A 19721-nucleotide genomic window follows, 5' to 3' on the forward strand; every position below is an offset into this window, starting at 1 on the left:
AATACGCGCGACGCGCCGTCCGACCCGACGGCATCCGCCGAAGGTGTCCGTGACCACCCTAGGATCGCCAGCTATGGAACCACCTCCGAGGGAAACGCAGAACGCTCCGGCACGATGGAAGCTCATCGGCCCCGGCCTCGCCGTGGCCGCCACCGGCATCGGCGCCGGGGACCTGATCGCCACGCTGGTGGCCGGATCGCAGTACGGCTACGCCCTGCTGTGGGCCGCGGTCCTCGGCGTCGTCATCAAGATCTTCCTGGTCGAGGGGGCAGGACGCTGGTCGCTGGCCACCGGTCGCACCATCTTCCAGGGCTGGCAGCGCGTGGGCCGGTGGACGTCGGTCTACTTCGGTCCGTACATCCTGCTGTGGGGATTCGTCTACGGCGCCACCGCCATGAGCTCGACGGCCCTGCCCGTCTACACCGTGTTCCCGCAGGTGCCGTTCATCGTCTGGGCGATCCTGACGGGCCTGATCGGGGCCGCCCTGGTGTGGAGCGGTCGCTACCGCGCCTTCGAGAAGATGATCGCGGTCCTGGTCGGCGTGATGTTCGTGACCGTCGTCGGCGCGGCCGTCGTCACCGTGCCGAATCTCCCCGAGATCCTCGCCGGGCTGGTCCCGCGGATCCCCGAGGGGGGACTCGTGTACACGCTGAGCCTCGCCGGGGGAGTCGGCGGGACGATCACCCTGGCCGCCTACGGGTACTGGCTGAGGGAGAAGGGCTGGTCGAGCCCGCGCTGGATGAAGGTCATGCGGATCGACAACTCCGTCGCCTACGTCATCTCCGGCATCTTCGTGATCTCGATGCTGATCGTCGGCGCCGAGCTGCTGTACTCCGCCCAGATCGCGATCACCGACGGGGACGAAGGCCTCGTCGAGCTCTCCGGTGTGCTGGAGGAGCGCTACGGCTCGGTCATGCGGTACGTGTTCCTGCTGGGCTTCTGGGCCTCGTCCTTCAGCTCGGTGCTGGGGGTGTGGAACGGCGTCTCGATCATGTTCGCGGACTTCTGGGGCAACCTGCGCGGGCTGCCCGAGGAGCACCCCGGGCGAGGCATCGGCGGACGGTACTACCGCGGGTACATCCTGTGGCTCACCTTCCCGCCGATGCTCCTGCTCCTGCTGGGCAAACCGGTGCAGGTGATCATCGCCTACGGGGTGCTGGGCTCGTTGTTCATGCCGTTCCTGGCGCTGACGCTCCTGTTCCTGCTGAACTCCCGGCACATGCCGAAGAGGTGGCGCAACGGGTGGGTGCTGAACGCGATCCTGGTGGTCGTCGCGGTGCTGTTCATCGTCCTGGGCATCCAGCAGCTGATCGGCGCGATCACCGGTTCCTGAGCGTCCCCGCGTCCCGTCGGCAGCACCTCGGCACACCCGCGGCGGGTCCGGGTGCCGGTTGTGCCCCGGTGCACATCGGCGCGGGTGGTGCCGGAGCGCGGATCCCTGGCATAATCTCTCCCTGTATGCGTCCGGGCCGGCCCTCTACCCGCCCGGGCACGTCACCCCGAGAACCGTCAGCGCCCGCATGACCCCACAGGCTGCGGCGGGACTCACCCGAACATCATTGAAGGAGAGTCCACCCACGTGGCTGTCAAGATCCGCCTGAAGCGCATGGGCAAGGTCCGTGCACCGCACTACCGCATCGTCGTGGCCGATTCGCGCAAGAAGCGCGACGGTGCCGTGATCGAGCAGATCGGCCAGTACCACCCGACCGAGGAGCCCTCGTTCATCGAGGTCGACTCCGAGCGCGCGCAGTACTGGCTCGGCGTCGGGGCTCAGCCGAGCCCGCAGGTCGCCGCGATCCTCAAGGTCACCGGTGACTGGGCGAAGCACACGGGCGAGGGCGATGTCGCCGGCACGCTGAAGACCCGCGCCGACAAGCAGTCCGCCGAGGACCTCGTCGCCGAGACCTCCAAGGCTGCCTCCGCCTCCCGGGAGAGCGCCAAGAAGGCCAAGGCCGAGGAGCCCTCCGCCGCGGACGCCGCGGTCGAGCCCGGCTCCGAGGAGGCCCCGGCCGCGGGCGAGTCCACCGAGGACGCCGAGGCCGCGACGACCGACGAGGCCTGAGATGAGCGCCCGCGCCGAAGCCCTCGACCACCTCGTCCGCGGCATCGTCGACGACCCCGAGGCCGTGAGCGTGAACGAGAAGTCCACGCGCCGAGGGCCCTTGCTCGAGGTCCGGGTCGGTGCCGACGACCTGGGACGCGTCATCGGGCGTTCCGGCCGCACCGCCCGTGCCCTGCGCACGGTCACCGCGGCCCTGTCCGAGGACGACGTGCGCGTCGACATCGTCGACGTCGACCGGCGCTGAGGTGCCTCGTACGACCTCTGGGAGCGGCACTGCCGACAGGACGGACGTCACCGTCCTGATCCGGCAGTGCCGCTCCTGGTCGTCCAGGCCTCTCCGGCGCACTGCGCGCACGACGGGCGTCCTGCTCGGTGCGTCCCTGCTGCTGGCCGGATGCAGCGTCGCCGGCGGAGGAGACCCCGAGGAGACCTCGACCGCGGCTCCTGGCGAGTCCGGGCCGGCCGCCGCCGATGCGACCACCACGGCGGAGCCCGAGCTCGCCGCCGCCTGCCAGCAGTTCTGGGGCGATCCCGACTACACCGCGCCGTTGTCCCGCGTCGTGCTCGACCGGGCCGCCACCGCCCCCGAGGCGGGCCCGTCGGACCCCTTCTTCTACGCCACCACCGGCGATGAGGTGGAGACCACCTTCGCCGAGGCTCCCGCGGACGCGCAGGCCGCGGCGACCGATCTGGCGGACTGGTTCCGCAGCGAGCCCGAGCGTGGGCCGGACGCCGACCTCGACGCCTTCGCCGCCGCCTGGGACGGCGTGGCCGGTGCCTGTGCGGACAGCTCCCTCGCCGCCACCTGGGCCCTGGGCCCCGGCGAAGACGGCACGAAACCCGCTGCACTGACCTGCGCGGACGTGTTCGACACCCCGGGCACCCTGACCCACTTCGCCAATGCGAACGTGCTGACCTCGAACATGTTCAAGCTCGTCGGCCGCGCTCCCCGCACGGTCCCCGCCGATCGCATGGAGGACGTGCAGGACACCGCCGATCTGCTCTCCACCGAGATCGCTGCGGTCGACGACGAGGCCGTGCGCGAGGCCCTGATCCAGGTGCGCGCCCCGTTCCAGGACGCCCTGGACGGGGACACCTGGTCCGAGGGCCTGCAGGATCCCCTGACCGAACTCAGCACCGCCTGCGACGCGGCCGGGTACGCCGCTCCCGAGCTCGGCGAGACCGATGGCGGCGAGCCCGCCGAGGACAGCGAAGGACTGGTATGAACACCCTGGACGTCACCGTCGCCACGATCGGGCGCGCCCACGGACTGCGTGGGGAGATCGCGCTGATCCTGCGCACCGACCAGCCCGAGGAGCGCCTCGGCCGAGGGGCGCGCTTCGAGGTCTCCACCGGGGCCGGTCCGCGGTCCCTCACCGTGCGGAGCACCCGCAGGCAGCAGGAGCGCTGGTACGTCTCCTTCGACGAGGTCTCCGACCGCACCGATGCCGAGTCGCTGCGCGGCGTGGAGCTCGTGCTGGCCGTGGACGCCGAGGACGAGGCCGCCGAGGACCCGGACGCCTGGTACCCGAGCCAGCTCACAGGCCTGACCGTGCGCCACGTCGACGGTCGCGAGCTCGGCACCGTGCAGGGGGTGGAGCACTACCCGGCGCAGGACCTGCTGGTGGTGCGCGCCACGGACCGCCGACGCGTCCAGCTCCCGTTGGTCGAGCAGCTGGTGCCCGAGGTGGACCTCGAGGCCGGCATCGTCCTCGCGAACCCGCCCGGCGGTCTCTTCGACGCCCTGCCCGAGGACGAGCAGGGACCCGAGCCCGAGACCTCCGCGCCGCCCGAGCGCCCGCGGGGCTGAGGCCGCGATGCGCATCGACGTCCTCACCCTCTTCCCCGAGTACCTCGCCCCGCTCGAGCTCTCCCTGATCGGCAGGGCCCGACGCGATGGCCGCGTCGACCTGCAGGTCCACGACCTGCGCGATTGGACCCACGACCGTCACCGCACCGTGGACGACACCCCGCTGGGGGGCGGCGCCGGCATGGTGATGAAGCCCGAGCCCTGGGCGGAGGCCTTCGCGGGCGTCCGCGCCGCCGGGCAGGAGGCGCTCGGCGACGTGGAACCACTGGTCGTCTTCCCCAACCCGGCCGGCGCCCCGTTCGCCCAGGCCACCGCCCAGGAATGGTCGCACCGCGAGTGGATCATCTTTGCCTGCGGGCGCTACGAGGGCATCGACGAGCGGGTCTACGAGCATCTGGCCGATACCGGCTACGAGGTCGCTCTCGCCTCCCTCGGCGACTACGTGCTCAACGGCGGAGAGGTCGCCGTGCTCGCGATCACCGAGGCCGTGGTGCGCCTGGTGCCCGGCGTCGTCGGCAATGCTGAGTCCCTGGTCGAGGAATCCCACTCCGACGGGCTGCTCGAGTACCCGCTGTACACCCGCCCCGCCACCTGGAGGGACCCCGCCGGCGTCGTGCGCGAGGCGCCGTCGATCCTGCTCTCCGGCGACCACGGGAGGATCGCGGCCTGGCGCCGCGAACGGTCCGTGCAGCGCACCGGGGAGCGACGTCCCGATCTGCTCGGACCGACGGGCGGGGAGGCCGACGGGCCCGATGCCCCGCACTGAGCTCCGGGGAGGACGTGCCGTGCCGTGACGGATCCGACATCGCGGGATCGCGCTGACCTGGGTCATCGGCAGGAGCGAGGCTTGCCGAGGAGTTCCTGCGCTGGCAGAATGTCCCCTTGTGCGCACCGTGCGTTCCTCTGCCTCAGGGGAGGGACGCAGCATGCGGTCGGGCAGATCCGTGGCGATGGGAGTCGCCGCCAGAGGCCCAGCACACCGGGAGGGGAGTTCGCTCCTCGCCGGATCGACGGTTCATGACGGACCCCGACCATCTCGGGGCGTCCGACGAACACGCCGTCCGACCTGAGGCGGAGGGCTGGAGATACACCATGCAGAAGCTCGATGAGCTCGACCAGGCGTCCCTGCGCGAGGACGTCCCCGATTTCCGCGCCGGCGACAACGTCAAGGTGCACGTGAAGGTCATCGAGGGCAACCGCTCTCGTATCCAGGTCTTCCAGGGCTACGTCATCGGTCGCCAGGGCCACGGCGTGGGCGAGACCTTCCGCGTCCGCAAGATCTCCTTCGGCGTCGGCGTCGAGCGCGTGTTCCCCGTGCACGCCCCGACCGTCGACAAGATCGAAGTCGTCACCCGCGGTGACGTGCGTCGCGCGAAGCTGTACTACCTGCGCAACCTCACGGGCAAGAAGGCCCGCATCAAGGAGAAGCGCACCCACTCCTGATCCAGGAATGCATCGCGATCCCGTGCGCGGACGGCGGCGGCCCCACCCGGTGGTGGCCGCCGCCGTCTGCGTCGTGCTGCTCCTGGTCGCAGCCGGGACGGTGCGGCATGTCGTGGTCCGCCCCTTCCGGGTGCCGTCGGCATCCATGGAGCCCGCGCTCGTCGCGGGAGACGTGATCCTCGCCGATCGCTCCACGCGGGGGACCGCGACACGCGGGGACGTCGTCGTCTTCGACGGCACCGGATACTTCGCCCCGTCGGCCGAGGACGGGGGCCGGTACTGGGTCAAGCGCGTGATCGGCGTCGGCGGCGACCGGGTGCGCTGCTGCGACCCGGACGGCGCGATCACCATCGACGGCGAACCGCTCCAGGAGCCCTACCTGGCCCCGGGCACGGCTCCCAGCGAGATCGAGTTCGATCTGCGCGTTCCCCCCGGGCGCATGTTCGTGCTCGGCGACAACCGCTCGGACTCCACGGATTCGCGGCATCTGCTGGGGGCGCCGGGGGGCGGGATGATCCCTGTTGACCGGGTCGTGGGCGACGTCGATCGCATCGTGTGGCCTCTCACGCGTCGCGGTACGGTCTGACACGCAGGTTGTGCGGATAGTATCGCCGCGATGAACGCGTCCGAAGAGCCCCACCGTGCCGAGTCCCATTCCCAGGACGCCGCACCGGAGGAGGATGCCCCCGGGAGGCACCGGGCGACTCAGCGCCCCGGCCGCCGTGCCCGGATGCCGCTGTGGCTGGACACGGTGGTCACCATGGTCGTCGCCCTGCTCATCGCGGTGCTGGTCAAGACGTTCCTGATCCAGCCGTTCTACATCCCGTCGGCGTCGATGAACCCCACGCTGCTCGAGAACGACAAGATCCTGGTCTCGAAGCTGACCCCGGGCGTGTTCGACCTGCACCGGGGCGACGTCATCGTCTTCGAGGACCCGGACAACTGGATCCCCGGGGATGCGACCGAGAACCCCACCCCCCGGGTGCGGGTGATGATGGTGCTCAGCCTCGTCGGCCTCGCCCCCGATCCCTCCCAGGACCATCTGGTCAAGCGGCTCATCGGGCTGCCCGGCGATCACGTCGAGTGCGAGGAGCAGGGCGGACCGCTGACGGTCAACGGCGTCGAGCTCGACGAGCCCTACACCAATCAGGCCACCTCGCCCTGCCAGGTCGCCTTCGACGTCACCGTGCCCGAGGACCGGGTGTGGGTGATGGGCGACAACCGCCATGCCTCCGCGGACTCCGCCTGGCACGAGTCCCAGGGCGAGAACGGTTTCGTCCCCGAGTCGAACATCACCGGCAAGGCCGAGGTCGTCTTCTGGCCCGTCTCCCGGTGGGGCGGTCTGGGCGACGGCCGCGACAGCTTCACCGACGTCCCCGACCAGCCGTGACCGTCACACTGCCCACCCTCGACCTCGAGCTCGCCCTGGCCGCCCGCTGCGGACCGGGACGGCGCCTCGTCGTCGGCCTCGACGAGGTCGGTCGCGGCGCGCTGGCGGGCCCCGTCGCCATGGGCGCCTGCGCGCTCGAGATCGTCGACGGACGGACCCCCGCCCTGCCCGAGGGCGTGCGGGACTCGAAGAAGCTCAGCCCGCGACGCCGGGAGGCGCTGGTGGAGCCGATCCTGAAGGCGGTCCATGCCGGGGCGGTCGGATGGGCGGGTCCCGCCGAGATCGACGAGTTCGGCATCGTGGGGGCACTGACCCGGGCCGGCCTGCGCGCCCTCGAGGGTCTCGGCGTCGAGCCCGATGCGATCCTGCTGGACGGCGACGCCGACGTGCTCTCCGCCGCGCTGGTCCGTCCGGACAGACCGGCGCCCGTGGTCGAGCTGCGGGTCGCGGCCGACCGGGACTGCGCGAGCGTCTCCGCCGCCAGCGTGCTGGCGAAGGTCGCCCGCGATGCGCACATGGTCGAGCTCGACGGCCTCGCCCCGGAGTACTGCTGGGCGTCGAACAAGGGGTACGGCTCGGCCGCGCATCGGGAGGCCATCGACCGGCTCGGAGTCCACGAGCACCACCGTCGCAGCTGGCGGCTCGGCTCCGCCCCCGGGGCCCCGGTGGCGGCGCTGACCGCGGTGGGTCCGGCCCCCGCGGCTGCGGAGGAACCGGCGGCCTCCGCGGCACCGGTGGTGCCCACCTCCGTGCCCGCACCTGCTCCCAGCCCCGCTGGCGTACTGTGGAGCGACCAGTGGCCCCTGCAGCACAAGGAGGAGCGTCGGTGAGCGCGCAGGATCTCGAGAACTACGAGTCCGACCTCGAACTCCAGCTGTTCCGCGAATACCGCGACGTGGTCAGCCTGTTCACCTACGTGGTCGAGACGGAGCGGCGCTTCTACCTCGCCAACCAGGTCGACCTCCAGGTCCGCTCCGGCGGCGGCGAGGTGTTCTACGAGCTGCGTCTGGCCGACGTGTGGGTCTGGGACATCTACCGCTCCAACCGCTTCGTGCGCTCGGTGCGCGTGGTGACGTTCAAGGACGTCAACATCGAGGAGCTCAACAAGCCGGACATCTCCTTGCCCTGACCACCGCCTCGACCTCGGGGCGGGCGGCCCAGCGCCGGTCGGCGCCGGTCTGCTCCGCCCTTCCTCCCCAGAGGGTGCTCGTCCACAGAACGGGCGGCCGGGGCTGTGCCGCGAGCGGGATCCATCCACGCTGGCGGGCATGAACTCCCTCGCCTCCACCCCGCGACCCGCGACCGACAGTCCTCCACCTCGTCCTCCCCGCCCCGCCGACGGCACGGTCCCGCCGTCGGAAGAGGCTCCTGTGGTGGGCGAGGCGGGACATCCGCCGGTCGCCGGGCCCTCCGCCCCGCCGGGGCGTCGCAGGGTCCGGGAGATGACCACCGCGGAGCTGGGACGGGCGGGGGAGGACCTCGCCGCCGAGCACCTGGTGGCCTGCGGATGGCAGATCATCGAGCGCAACCTCCAGCTCTCCCAGGGTGAGCTCGACATCGTCGCCCTCGCGCACACGACCCTCGTCTTCGTCGAGGTCAAGACACGCCGCACGTTCGTCACCGGAGTGCCGCAGGCCGCTGTCACCACCGCGAAGCTGCGACGTCTGCGACGACTGGCGGGGGAGTACCTCATGGAGCGGTCCACCCCGCATCGGGACGTGCGCGTCGACGTGATCGGTGTCCATGCGCACCTCGACGGGACCTTCTCCCTCGAGCATCTCGAAGCGGTGTGAGGATGGGCCACGCACGCACGCTCTCGGTCAGCCTCTCCGGTCTCGACGGGACGCTCGTCGAGGTCGAGGCCGACGTCTCCCCGGGACTGCCGGCCTTCACCCTCGTGGGGCTGCCGGATTCCTCCACGCTGCAGGCGAGGGAGCGGGTGAGGGCCGCCACCGCCCACAGCGGCGTCCCTCTGGCCGCCCGCCGGATCACCGTGAACATGACACCGGCCTGGCGGCCCAAACGCGGGTCCGGGTTCGACCTCGCCATCGCGATGGCGGTCGTGGACGCCCAGGGCGACCTCCTCGTCCACGTCCCCGGCGACACGGTGCTGCTGGGAGAACTGGGGCTGGATGGGCGCGTCCGCCCGATCCCCGGGGTGCTGCCGGCGCTGCTGGCGGCGCGCGGCCTGGGGATCTCCCGGGCAGTGGTCCCGCAGCAGAACCTGACCGAGGCGCGGCTGGTCGACGGGCTCGAGGTCGACGGCGCCGAGGATCTCACCGACCTCCTGCACCGCTTCGGGGCCGACGTCCCGTCCTCCCCGGTGCGCCAGAGCCTGCAGCTGACCGCACCGCGTCCGGGGGCGATGGATCGACCCGGCCCCGCCGCACCCCCGGACTTCGCCGACGTCCTCGGCCAGGCCCAGGCACGCCGCGCTGCCGAGGTCGCCGCCGCGGGAGGGCACCACCTGCTGCTGACGGGGCCACCGGGGGCCGGCAAGACGATGATCGCCTCCCGCATCCCGGGGATCCTCCCCGAGCTCGAGATCGACGACTCCTTGACGGTCTCGGCGATCCACTCGCTCGGCGGCCGTTTCGATGCCGACGACGGGCTCTGTCGGACGCCCCCGTTCGAGAGTCCGCATCACACCTCCAGCACCGCGGCGATCGTCGGGGGAGGGTCCGGGCTGGCCCGTCCCGGAGCGATCTCCCGCGCCCATGCCGGGGTCCTCTTCCTCGACGAGGCCCCCGAGTTCTCCTCCCGCGTGCTCGAGGCGCTGCGCGAACCGCTCGAGACCGGGGACATCACCCTCCACCGCGCCCGCGCGGTGACCCGATACCCGGCGCGCTTCCAGCTGGTCCTGGCGGCCAACCCGTGCCCCTGCGGCCAAGCCTTCGGCAAGGGTGCAGGATGCTCCTGCACCGCGATGCAGAAACGGCGGTACGCAGCACGCCTTTCCGGACCGGTGCTGGACCGCATCGACATGCGCGTGCAGGTGGGCCCGGTGGACATCCGCCGCACCAGCGAGACGGAGGCCGAGCCCACGGCCGTGATCGCCCAGCGGGTGGCCGCGGCACGTCGGCGCCAGCGCCAGCGGTTCGCGGGCCTGCCCTGGCGCACCAACGCCCAGCTGCCCGGGCCCCGGCTGCGCCGGGAGTTCTCACCCCGGTTGCCCGAGCGCCGCCTCCTGGACCATGCCGTCGCCCAGGGTCGGCTGACTCTGCGCGGCCACGACCGGGTCCTGCGTCTGGCCTGGACCCTGGCCGATCTCGACGAGTCGGACCGGCCCGACGCCGAGCACATCGGCCTCGCCCTCACCCTGCGCGAAGGAGAACCGCGATGACCCCCTCGACCTCGACCCCCGCACCGGCCGATGACCCTGCCGACCGCCTCGCCAGGATCACCTGGTCCCTGATCGCCGAGCCCTCGGATCCCGTCGCCCTGCTGGCCCGCAGCCTCCTCGGCCCTGTCGAGGCCCTGACCCTCGCCCGGGAGGGAACCGACACGGAACTGACCACGCGGCTCGGCGGCGAGCTCCCGGCCGACGCCGCCGAGCCAGGTGCCCCTCACGAGCGGTCCCGGCGCGCCCTGGCCCGCTGGCGCTCCCGCTGGGCCGAGATCGACCTCGATGCGGTCCTCGAGGACGCCGGGCGCCGTCGGATCCGGATCCTCACCCCGGCGGACCCGGAGTGGCCCGCGCCCCTGGCGGACCTGCAGGAGACCAGCCCCCATTGCCTGTGGGTGCAGGGCCCGGGGCGGCTCGACGAGCTGATCGCGTCCCGCTGCGCCGCGATCGTCGGCTCCCGCGCCTCGACCCCCTACGGGGAGGACGCCGCCACTGGCTTCGGGGCGGAGCTCGCCGCCCGCGGTGGCACCGTCGTCTCCGGCGGCGCCTACGGGATCGACGCCGCCGCCCATCGCGGGGCGCTCGCGGCACCCGATGGGGCGACGGTCGCCGTGCTCGCCGGCGGGCTCGACCGTCTCTATCCCGGGGGGAACACCGACCTGCTCGAACGCATCCGGGACGACCACCTCGTGCTCAGCGAGGCCCCGCCGGGGACCGCCCCCACCCGGTGGCGCTTCCTGGCCCGCAACCGCCTGATCGCGGCATTGGGCCAGGCCGTGCTGGTGGTCGAGGCCTCCTGGCGCTCCGGGGCGCTGTCCACCGCGCGCCTCGCGGATCAGCTCTCGCGCCCGGTCGGCGCCGTGCCCGGACCGATCACCTCCGCGGCGAGCGCCGGATGCCACCGCGTCATCCGCGAGCGAGGAGCCGTGCTGGTCACCGAACCGTCCGAGCTGCTGGACCTGCTCCCCGGCGGCCCCGCCGCCGGGGACGGGAGCTTCGCGGTCCAGGACGAGCTCGATCTGCTCAGCCCTGCCGATCGGCGGGTCCTGGATGCGGTGCCCCCGCGCTCGAGCCTCGCCATCGCCCGCATCGCCCGCGAGGTCGGTTTCGGGCAGGCGGAGGTCGACGCCGCGCTGGCACGCCTGGCCCTGCTGGGACTCGTGGAGACGCTGGGGGACCGTGCGCGACGCGCCCGACCTCGCAGGTGACGAGAGCTCCGGCCTCGGGATGAGGGACCATGGGGCCATGACAGCCGCGTCGGAGTCCTCCGGAGAGGTGAAGCCTTCCGGGCAGGCGGAGCCCGCCCTCGAGGCCGTGGTCTCCGCCTTCGCCGAGCATCTCCGTCTCGAGCGGGGGCGCTCGGAGCACACCGTGCGGGCTTACTGCCGGGAGGCCACGAGCCTTCTCGAGCATCTGGCCGCCGTCGAGCGCGTCGATCTGGTCGAGCTCGACGTGGCCGCGCTGCGCTCCTGGCTGGCGGCACGCTCGGAGACCGGTGCGGCGGCCAGCACGCTCGCCCGCTCGGCGGCCGCAGCGCGCACCTTCACCACCTGGCTCGCGACCACCGGCCGCATCCCACAGGATGTCGGGGGGCGCCTGAAGGCACCGCGCCGGGGCCGTCATCTGCCGGTCGTGCTCTCGGGGGACCAGGCCGCGGACCTGCTGGACGGGGTCACCGCCGCCCCCGAGCGCCCCGCCCCACCCGACGGGAACGCGCCCCCTGACCCGATCGAGGCACCGCTATCCTCCGACCCGAGCCACGCTCCTGATCCGTCGGAGGCCCGCGATCCGGATCGTGATCCGCACCGCGGCCACGGCACGACGGAGGCGACCGTCCCGGGCGAGGACCCCGTGCAGCACGCGATCGCGCTGCGCGATGCGGCGGTGCTCGAGCTGCTGTACTCCTCGGGACTGCGCGTGTCGGAACTGGTCGCGCTGGACACCCGGGGCGTCGACAGCACCCAGCGGACCGTGCGGGTGCGCGGCAAGGGGGACAAGGAGCGCGTCGTCCCGGTCGGGATTCCCGCGCTCGAGGCCGTACAGCGGTGGGAGCTCGAGGGCCGTCCCGTCCTCGCCGGCCGGGCTCGGACCGTGGCACGGAACCGCGGGACACCGGACCCGAGGGGGGCTCTGTTCCTGGGCGTGCGCGGCGGCCGACTCGGGGACCGCGCGGTGCGCACTCTGATCGATCGCTACGCGACCCGGGCCGGCATCGCCAAGCACATCACCCCGCACACCCTGCGCCACAGCGCGGCCACCCATCTCGTCGAGGGCGGGGCGGACCTGCGCAGCGTCCAGGACTTCCTCGGGCACTCCTCGCTGGCGACCACACAGATCTACACGCACGTCAGCGCGGACCGCCTGCGGCGGACGATCGACCAGGCCCACCCCCGCGCCTGACGGACACCGCCGAGACCCCGGAGCGGAAGGTGCCCTTCATCTCGCCAGCGCGATCCGCACACCGGCCCCGGCACCCGTCGTCGCCGCGCGGTCCGTGCTCCGCGGCGGGATGCGGGGCGGTGGACGGGAGACCGGCGGGTGCGAGAGCGAATCCGACCTCGCTTCTGTCTCCTCCGCGACGGCTCGTCCCTCGGTCGTCGCCCGCTCCTCCGTGACCGTGCGCCCCGCCACCGCGCCCCTGGCCGTCGCCCGTCCGTCCGATGACCACGGCAGCAGCACGCTGGGGCCTCGCGCCCCGAGCAGCACCTCCGGATCAAGGTATCCCTGGCCCCGACGCGCCCCCAGATGCAGACACATCCGGCCCGAGCAGTGGGAGGCCTCGCTCTCGGCGACCACGCCCAACATCTCGCCGGCCCGGACCTTTGTGCCCTCCGCCAGCGTTCCGGCGACGGGTTCGTAGGTCGAGATCAGCCCGTCGGCGTGCAGCACCGAGACCACACCGCGCCCGGCCACGCTCCCGCTGAATCGCACCGTGCCCGCCTCGACGGCGCGGACGGGCGTCCCGCCGCCCGGCACGGCCACGTCGATGCCGCGATGGCCGGGCCCGTAGGGATCCTCCGGGGCGTCGAAGGGATGGACCACCGGATGCGGTCCTGGGACCGGCCATCGCCAGCGCGGCCCCTCGGCCCCCGCCGGGCCTTCGGCACCGGCCGGCCCCTCAGCCCTTGCTGGGGCAGGGACAGCCAGGGCGAGCAGCACACACAGCACGATCAGCACGATGCGCAGCACGCGCGGGACAACCGGGCGTGGGGGCGGCGTGATCGCGGACGGATGACGGGGAACCATCCAGGCATCCTCCCCGGCGGCGGCAGCCCTGACCCGGGCAGGGCCGTCGCGGTGGACGCAGGGGTGTTGGGGAGGACGGTCGACCTCGCGCATCGCGCTCCTCGACCAACCCCCATCCCCGTGCGCCCCGGCCCCGCACCCGACTCACGTTCGCCTCCCGCCCCGTCCCCGCCCGGCCCGCCCGGCACCCGTTCCCGTCCCTCGCCCCGCCCGTTCTCCGTCCGGTCCTGTCGTCGGGCCGATGCGCATCCACTGGCGGAATGCGAGCAAGGTGCCGCGTATAGGGCGGTATAGGGCGGTGCGTGCACGTAAGGCGCCCGTGGATGCGAGAGCGCGCCGGCGCACCGTATCCGGCGTGACGCATCCAGCACCGGGGGATGCGTCGACGTCGGCTAGACTCTCCCCAGCATCCGGTCCGTCCGGATGACTTCGCGTGCCCATCAGGGCTCGTCGGCCCTCGGTCCTCGGCCGCATCGCACCTCGGTGCGAGCATCGTCGGGGCGGCCGGCACCCGGGCACCAGGCCCCGCACCGACCGGTGTCGGGGGAGAACTGAGAGAACAGGTCCTGCGCGATGACCACGGACGCCTCCGGGCGAGTCGTGTGAGCCCAGGCCCAGAACAGAGGACACCACCATGGCAGTCGTCACCATGCGCCAGCTCCTGGAGAGCGGCGTCCACTTCGGTCACCAGACCCGCCGCTGGAACCCGAAGGTCCGTCGCTTCATCTTCACGGAGCGCAACGGCATCTACATCGTCGACCTCATGCAGACCCTGTCGTACATCGACAAGGCCTTCGACTTCGTCAAGCAGACGGTCGCCCACGGCGGCACCATCCTGTTCGTCGGCACCAAGAAGCAGGCTCAGGAGTCCATCCAGGAGCAGGCCACCCGCGTGGGCATGCCCTACGTGAACCAGCGCTGGCTGGGCGGCATGCTCACCAACCTGCAGACGGTCTCCGCGCGCGTGAACCGTCTCAAGGAGCTCGAGCAGATCGACTTCGAGGATGTGGCCTCCTCCGGCCGCACCAAGAAGGAGCTGCTGATGATGCGCCGCGAGAAGGACAAGCTCGAGCGCACCCTGGGCGGTATCCGCGACATGCCCAAGGCCCCGTCGGCCGTGTGGATCGTGGACACCAACAAGGAGCACCTGGCCGTCGACGAGGCGCAGAAGCTGAGCATCCCCGTCGTCGCGATCCTGGACACCAACTGCGACCCCGACGAGATCACCTACCCGATCCCCGGCAACGATGACGCGATCCGCTCCGTCACCCTGCTGACGCGGGTCGTGGCCGACGCCGTCGCCGCCGGCCTGCAGGAGCGTCACGCCAAGGCATCCGGTGCCGACGGGGGCGAGAAGAACGTCTCCGCCGTCGCCGCCGAGCCGCTGGCCGAGTGGGAGCAGGAGCTGCTGAAGCAGTCCGAGGTCCAGCAGCAGGACGCACCCGCCGAGGAGTCGGTCGCCGCCGAGGCCACCGAGGCCGCACAGGCAGCGGACGAGTCGGCGGCCCCCGCGGCCGCTGAGGTTCCCGGCAGCTCTGCCCCGGCCGAGAACGCGCCGGCCGCCGCCGAGGCGAAGGCCGCCGAGTCCGCCGAGGCCGACGAGCCCACCTCCGCCGAGTGATCGTCCGGAACCGGACGGGCCCTGGGCCCGCCCGGTTCCGGCACGTTTCGCCTGACCCGACACTTCACGTCCCCGAGGGAGACATACATGGCCAATTACACGGCAGCAGACATCAAGGAGATCCGGGAGATCACCGGCGCGGGAATGCTCGACGTCAAGAAGGCCCTCGACGAGGCCGACGGCGAGAAGGCCAAGGCCATCGAGGTCATCCGCGTCAAGGGCCTCAAGGGCATCGCCAAGCGTGAGGCGCGCACCGCCTCCGAGGGCCTCATCGCCGTCGACATCCGCGACAGCGAAGGCGGCCGGACCGGCACCCTCGTGGAGCTCAACTGCGAGACCGACTTCGTGGCCAAGAACGACAAGTTCGTCGCCCTGGGCGACGAGGCCGTGGCCGCGGCGGTCGACTCCGGCGCCGAGCAGCCCGAGGATCTCTCCGAGACCGCTTTCGGCGAGGCTCTGACCAACGCGGGCGCCACCATGGGCGAGAAGATCCTGGTGCGCCGCATCGGCCGCGTCTCCGGTGAGGCGATCACCTCCTACATGCACCGCACCAACAAGGACCTGCCCCCGCAGGTCGGTGTGCTGGTCGCCTCCGATGCGGCCGGTGCCGAGGTCGCGCGCGACGTCGCGATGCACATCGCCGCGTTCTCCCCGGCCTACCTCACGCGCGAGGAGGTCCCCGAGGAGATCGTCGCCAACGAGCGCCGGATCGCTCAGGAGACCGCCGAGAACGAGAACAAGCCCGAGAAGGCGATCCCGAAGATCGTCGAGGGCCGTCTGAACGGTTACTACAAGGAGAACGTCCTGCTCGACCAGGCGTTCGCCAAGGACCCGAAGCAGAGCGTCGGTGCGGTCGTCGAGGCCGCCGGAGGCTCCCTGAGCGGATTCGTCCGCTTCCGCGTCGGCGGCTGAGACCGCCTCGGGGAGCCGGACCTCCCGGCCCGGCGCCCCCGGCCCCGCGTGAGCGTGGCCACCGACCCGCGGCCCCGCACCATCGGTGCGGGGCCGCGCCGGTATCATCGCCGAGGACCCAGTGCGGAAGGACCCTCATGACCCAGACGTTCACGTCGCCCATCCCTGTTCTCCCCCGGAAGCAGGACGGACGCCGAGTCCTCCTGAAGCTGTCCGGCGAAGCCTTCGGGGGAGGTGCCGTCGGGGTCGATCCCGACGTGGTCTCCCGCATCGCGGCGGAGATCGCCGAAGGGGTGGCCGAGGGCGTCGAGTGCGCCATCGTCGTCGGCGGCGGCAACTTCTTCCGCGGCGCCGAGCTGTCCCAGCGCGGCATGGACCGTCGGCGTGCCGATTACATGGGGATGCTCGGCACCGTCATGAACTGCCTGGCGCTGCAGGACTTCCTCGAGCAGCGCGGGGTCTCCACCCGTGTGCAGACCGCCATCGAGATGGGACAGGTCGCCGAGCCCTACATCCCGCTGCGCGCCGTGCGGCACCTGGAGAAGGGTCGCGTGGTCATCTTCGGCGCCGGTGCCGGCATGCCCTACTTCTCGACGGACACCGTCGCGGTCCAGCGCGCTCTGGAGATCGGCTGCGAAGAGGTCCTGATGGGCAAGAACGGGGTCGACGGCGTCTACGACGCGGATCCACGCACCCACCCCGACGCCGTGAAGCTGGACCACGTGACCTACAACGACGCCCTCCAGCGCGGTCTCAAGGTGGTCGACTCCACCGCTTTCAGCCTGTGCATGGACAATGCGCAGCAGATGATGGTGTTCGGCCTCGACGCGCCCGGCAACATCACCCGGGCCATGCGCGGCGACCGGATCGGCACGGTCGTCACGCACGACTGACCGTCCCTCGGTCCGACGCCGTCGGCCGACATCGCCGCCCGGCGCCGTCGGTCGGCCCCGGACCTGCCCCGCGCCCGCCCGCACCGGCTTGACGGTGCGGGACAATGGACCCACCACACCCCGAGAATCGAGGAGCAGTCGTGAGCGACGACCCCGCCAGCATCCTGAAGGACGCCAAGGCCAAGATGTCCAAGTCCGTCGAGGTCACCAAGGAGGAGTTCACCGCCATCCGCACGGGACGGGCCTCCGCCGCGATGTTCCAGGGCATCACGGTCGAGTACTACGGTGCGCCGACGCCGCTGAACCAGCTCGCCTCGCTCCAGTTCCCCGAGGCGCGCACGGTCATCGTCACCCCGTACGACAAGTCCGCCATGGCGCAGGTGGAGTCCGCGCTCCGGGACTCCGACCTGGGCGTGAACCCGACCAACAACGGCGACACCCTCCGCGTGGTCCTGCCCGCGCTGACGGAGGAGCGTCGCCGGGACTACGTCAAGCTCGCCAAGAGCAAGGCCGAAGAAGGCCACGTCGCGGTGCGTGGCTCCCGCGGCAACGCGAAGAAGGCGCTCGAGAAGCTGGTCAAGGACGGCGAGATCGGCGAGGACGAGGGCTCCCGCGCGGAGAAGGAGCTGGAGTCGCTGACCAGGACGGCCAACGAGCAGATCGATGAGGCCCTGGCCCTCAAGGAGACCGAGCTCGAGACGTTCTGACCTCTCGGCCGACTCCTGACCGCGCCCCGTGAGTATCGCCCCGGACTCCCCGCCGTCGACGACCGCCTCGACCCCCGTCGAGGCGGTCGTCGACGCGGGTGCGCCGGCGCACGCCAAGCGACGGGGCCCGGGCCGCAACCTCCCGGCGGCCATCGCCGTGGGAGCGGGCCTGGGCGGCGTGGTGCTGTGCACGCTGTTCCTGCTCCCGCAGGCGTTCCCCGTGCTGGTGGCCGTCGTGATGGTGCTGGCGGTGCTCGAGCTCACCCGGGCGCTGGCCCAGGGCGGCCTGGAGGTGCCGCCCGTCCCGCTCCTGGTCGGCGTGATCGGCATGGCCGTCTCGACGGTCGTCTTCGACACGGAGGGCCTGCTGGTGGCCACCGCCGTCGCCGTCTGCGTGCTGATCCTGTGGCGGGTCTCCGAATCCATGGGGCTGACTGCTCTGCGGGACGTCGCCGGGGGCGTGTTCTGCCTGGCCTGGGTGGCGTTCCTGGGATGCTTCACCCTGCTGCTGTTCGGGCTCGAGCAGGGGCCGATGCTGGTGCTGCTGGCGGTGCTCGGCTCCGTCGGCAATGACATCGGCGGCTACGTGGCCGGGGTGCTGTTCGGCTCCCACCCGATGGCACCGGGGATCAGCCCCAAGAAGAGCTGGGAAGGGTTCGCCGGTTCCCTGATCATGGGCGTCGCCGCCGTCACCACCGTGGGCGTGCTCGCCCTCGACCTGCCCTGGTGGATCGGCGTGCTCCTCGGCGTGGTCCTCGTGATCGTCTCCACCTGCGGCGACCTGTCCGAATCGCTCCTGAAGCGGGACCTCGGGATCAAGGACATGGGTCATCTGCTCCCGGGCCACGGCGGAGTGCTCGACCGAGTGGACTCGATCCTGATCGCCGCGCCCACCACCTACATCATGCTGGAGGTCCTGCTGCCATGAACCACCCTGCCGACCGCCCCGCCGGCCGCTCCTCGTCCTCCGGCCCCGCCGGCCGCGCGGAGAGGACCGCTCCCGCCACCCGGGCGGAGCTGCCCGATCTCTCCCGGGAGGCCGTACCCGGCGAGAAGGTCGCCCTCGCCCCCGGCCAGCTGCAGCTGCGCCCGGCCCGGCGCGGCAAGCCGCCGGCGCATCTGGCGGACCTCACCCTGGACGAGCGGATCGCCGCGGTCGAGGAGATGGGTCTGCCGGGGTACCGCGCCAAGCAGCTGTCCGTGCACTACTTCGAGCACTTCACCACGGACCCCGAGGATCTCACCGACCTGCCGAAGGACCGTCGGCAGGAGCTCACGGACCGCTTCTTCCCGCCGCTGCTGAGCATCGTCTCCCGGCAGTCCGCGGACCACGGCGCGACCCAGAAGTTCCTGTGGAAGCTGTTCGACGGCCCGATGGTCGAGTCGGTGCTGATGCGCTACAGCGACCGCGTCACCCTGTGCATCTCCTCCGAAGCCGGCTGCGGCATGAACTGTCCCTTCTGCGCCACCGGGCAGATGGGCCTGACCCGCAACCTCTCGGCCGCCGAGATCCTCGAGCAGGTCCGCATCGCCAATAAGCTGCTGGCCGACGGCGAGCTGCCCGGTGGCCCCGGTCGCGTCTCCAACGTCGTGTTCATGGGGATGGGCGAGCCGCTGGCGAACTACCGGCCCGTGGCCACCGTGTGCAAGCGGCTGAACGCCCCCGCGCCCGAGGGCTTCGGCATGGGCGCCCGCCACATCACCGTCTCGACGGTGGGGCTGGCCGCCGCCGTGCGCAAGCTGACCGCCGAGAGGATCCCGGTCACCCTCGCGGTCTCCCTGCACGCCCCCGACGACGCGCTGCGCAACGAGCTGGTGCCGATCAACACCCGCTTCGACATCGACGAGATCCTCGACGCGGCTTGGGAGTACTTCGAGGCGACCGGCCGCCGCGTGAGCATCGAGTACGCCCTGATCCGCGACATCAACGACCAGGCGCATCGGGCCCAGCTGCTCGCCGACCGTCTGATCGCCAAGGGTGGGGCCCACTGGATCCACGTCAACCCGATCCCGCTGAACCCGGTCAAGGGCTCGAAGTGGACCGCGTCGGACCCCTTCGTCGAGAAGCAGTTCGTCCGGACGCTGCGCGATGCCGGCATCTCCGCGACCATCCGCGACACCCGCGGCTCCGACATCGACGGCGCCTGCGGCCAGCTCGCGGCCGAGGTCATCGAGACCGATGAGCACCGCGAGGACCGCGAGGCGCGGATCGCGCGCGTCGAGGCCGTCGCCGGAGCGGTCGACTGATGGTGCCGTCCGCCTCCCCGACCCCCGCCTCCCCGAACCCCGCC

At 71.9% G+C, this 19721-nt stretch carries 22 protein-coding genes; 21 read left to right on the top strand and 1 reads right to left on the bottom strand.

Annotated elements, in window-relative coordinates; translation table 11 throughout:
- The first annotated feature begins 73 nt into the window (after positions 1-73).
- From BH708_RS18915 to BH708_RS18985, 15 genes are all read left to right on the top strand, one after another.
- Entirely contained in the window at positions 74-1333 is a 1260-nt protein-coding gene (locus tag BH708_RS18915) for an Nramp family divalent metal transporter (protein WP_076810493.1), read from the top strand.
- A 246-nt stretch (positions 1334-1579) separates the two neighbouring features.
- Positions 1580-2062 carry a 30S ribosomal protein S16 gene (gene rpsP / locus BH708_RS18920; RefSeq protein ID WP_076810494.1) on the top strand — a complete coding sequence of 161 codons (483 nt, stop codon included), beginning with the start codon at positions 1580-1582 and terminating at the stop codon, positions 2060-2062.
- 1 nt (position 2063) lies between these two features.
- A complete protein-coding gene (locus tag BH708_RS18925; protein ID WP_076810495.1) occupies positions 2064-2306 on the top strand; it encodes an RNA-binding protein in 243 nt (80 codons plus the stop codon).
- A 1-nt stretch (position 2307) separates the two neighbouring features.
- A complete protein-coding gene (locus BH708_RS18930) occupies positions 2308-3288 on the top strand; it encodes a hypothetical protein (RefSeq protein WP_253705409.1) in 981 nt (326 codons plus the stop codon).
- Complete coding sequence (gene rimM, locus BH708_RS18935) at positions 3285-3872, top strand: ribosome maturation factor RimM (protein WP_076810496.1); 588 nt, start codon at positions 3285-3287, stop codon at positions 3870-3872. Before BH708_RS18930 ends, rimM begins: the two co-directional genes overlap by 4 nt.
- A 7-nt stretch (positions 3873-3879) precedes the next feature.
- The gene (trmD, locus tag BH708_RS18940) at positions 3880-4638 is read left to right on the top strand and encodes a tRNA (guanosine(37)-N1)-methyltransferase TrmD (protein ID WP_076810497.1); all 759 of its coding nucleotides are present in this window, start codon (positions 3880-3882) and stop codon (positions 4636-4638) included.
- A gap of 326 nt (positions 4639-4964) precedes the next feature.
- Entirely contained in the window at positions 4965-5315 is a 351-nt protein-coding gene (gene rplS / locus BH708_RS18945) for a 50S ribosomal protein L19 (RefSeq protein ID WP_076811630.1), read from the top strand.
- Between the two features lie 7 nt (positions 5316-5322).
- Positions 5323-5901 carry a signal peptidase I gene (gene lepB / locus BH708_RS18950; protein WP_076810498.1) on the top strand — a complete coding sequence of 193 codons (579 nt, stop codon included), beginning with the start codon at positions 5323-5325 and terminating at the stop codon, positions 5899-5901.
- Between the two features lie 30 nt (positions 5902-5931).
- Entirely contained in the window at positions 5932-6705 is a 774-nt protein-coding gene (lepB, locus tag BH708_RS18955; protein WP_076810499.1) for a signal peptidase I, read from the top strand.
- Positions 6702-7535, top strand: a complete 834-nt coding sequence (locus BH708_RS18960) for a ribonuclease HII (protein ID WP_076810500.1) — start codon at positions 6702-6704, stop codon at positions 7533-7535. Before lepB (BH708_RS18955) ends, BH708_RS18960 begins: the two co-directional genes overlap by 4 nt.
- Entirely contained in the window at positions 7532-7834 is a 303-nt protein-coding gene (locus tag BH708_RS18965; protein WP_076810501.1) for a DUF2469 domain-containing protein, read from the top strand. The genes BH708_RS18960 and BH708_RS18965 overlap by 4 nt, the downstream gene beginning before the upstream one ends.
- A gap of 313 nt (positions 7835-8147) precedes the next feature.
- Entirely contained in the window at positions 8148-8498 is a 351-nt protein-coding gene (locus tag BH708_RS18970) for a YraN family protein (protein WP_076810502.1), read from the top strand.
- Between the two features lie 2 nt (positions 8499-8500).
- Positions 8501-10048 carry a YifB family Mg chelatase-like AAA ATPase gene (locus tag BH708_RS18975; protein WP_076810503.1) on the top strand — a complete coding sequence of 516 codons (1548 nt, stop codon included), beginning with the start codon at positions 8501-8503 and terminating at the stop codon, positions 10046-10048.
- Positions 10045-11259, top strand: a complete 1215-nt coding sequence (gene dprA / locus BH708_RS18980; protein WP_076810504.1) for a DNA-processing protein DprA — start codon at positions 10045-10047, stop codon at positions 11257-11259. Before BH708_RS18975 ends, dprA begins: the two co-directional genes overlap by 4 nt.
- A gap of 37 nt (positions 11260-11296) precedes the next feature.
- Positions 11297-12451 carry a tyrosine recombinase XerC gene (locus BH708_RS18985; RefSeq protein WP_076811632.1) on the top strand — a complete coding sequence of 385 codons (1155 nt, stop codon included), beginning with the start codon at positions 11297-11299 and terminating at the stop codon, positions 12449-12451.
- A 36-nt stretch (positions 12452-12487) separates the two neighbouring features.
- Here the strand turns inward: BH708_RS18985 and BH708_RS18990 are convergent, their stop codons facing one another.
- Complete coding sequence (locus BH708_RS18990) at positions 12488-13093, bottom strand: murein hydrolase activator EnvC (protein WP_076810505.1); 606 nt, start codon at positions 13091-13093, stop codon at positions 12488-12490.
- A gap of 838 nt (positions 13094-13931) precedes the next feature.
- Between BH708_RS18990 and rpsB the strand changes: the two genes are divergently transcribed.
- The 6 genes from rpsB to rlmN all read left to right on the top strand — a co-directional run bounded on the left by rpsB (position 13932) and on the right by rlmN (position 19677).
- On the top strand, positions 13932-14918 hold the full coding sequence (gene rpsB, locus BH708_RS18995; RefSeq protein ID WP_076810506.1) for a 30S ribosomal protein S2: 987 nt from the start codon (positions 13932-13934) through the stop codon (positions 14916-14918).
- An 87-nt stretch (positions 14919-15005) separates the two neighbouring features.
- On the top strand, positions 15006-15830 hold the full coding sequence (gene tsf / locus BH708_RS19000) for a translation elongation factor Ts (RefSeq protein ID WP_076810507.1): 825 nt from the start codon (positions 15006-15008) through the stop codon (positions 15828-15830).
- Between the two features lie 137 nt (positions 15831-15967).
- Complete coding sequence (gene pyrH / locus BH708_RS19005; protein ID WP_076810508.1) at positions 15968-16723, top strand: UMP kinase; 756 nt, start codon at positions 15968-15970, stop codon at positions 16721-16723.
- A gap of 140 nt (positions 16724-16863) precedes the next feature.
- The gene (frr, locus tag BH708_RS19010; protein WP_083713814.1) at positions 16864-17430 is read left to right on the top strand and encodes a ribosome recycling factor; all 567 of its coding nucleotides are present in this window, start codon (positions 16864-16866) and stop codon (positions 17428-17430) included.
- A 28-nt stretch (positions 17431-17458) separates the two neighbouring features.
- Positions 17459-18358, top strand: coding sequence for a phosphatidate cytidylyltransferase (locus BH708_RS19015; protein ID WP_076810510.1), 900 nt, complete (start codon positions 17459-17461; stop codon positions 18356-18358).
- Positions 18355-19677, top strand: a complete 1323-nt coding sequence (gene rlmN / locus BH708_RS19020) for a 23S rRNA (adenine(2503)-C(2))-methyltransferase RlmN (RefSeq protein ID WP_253705410.1) — start codon at positions 18355-18357, stop codon at positions 19675-19677. Before BH708_RS19015 ends, rlmN begins: the two co-directional genes overlap by 4 nt.
- The last annotated feature ends 44 nt before the right edge of the window (positions 19678-19721 follow it).

The sequence above is a fragment of the Brachybacterium sp. P6-10-X1 genome, from assembly GCF_001969445.1.
Taxonomy (GTDB): domain Bacteria; phylum Actinomycetota; class Actinomycetes; order Actinomycetales; family Dermabacteraceae; genus Brachybacterium.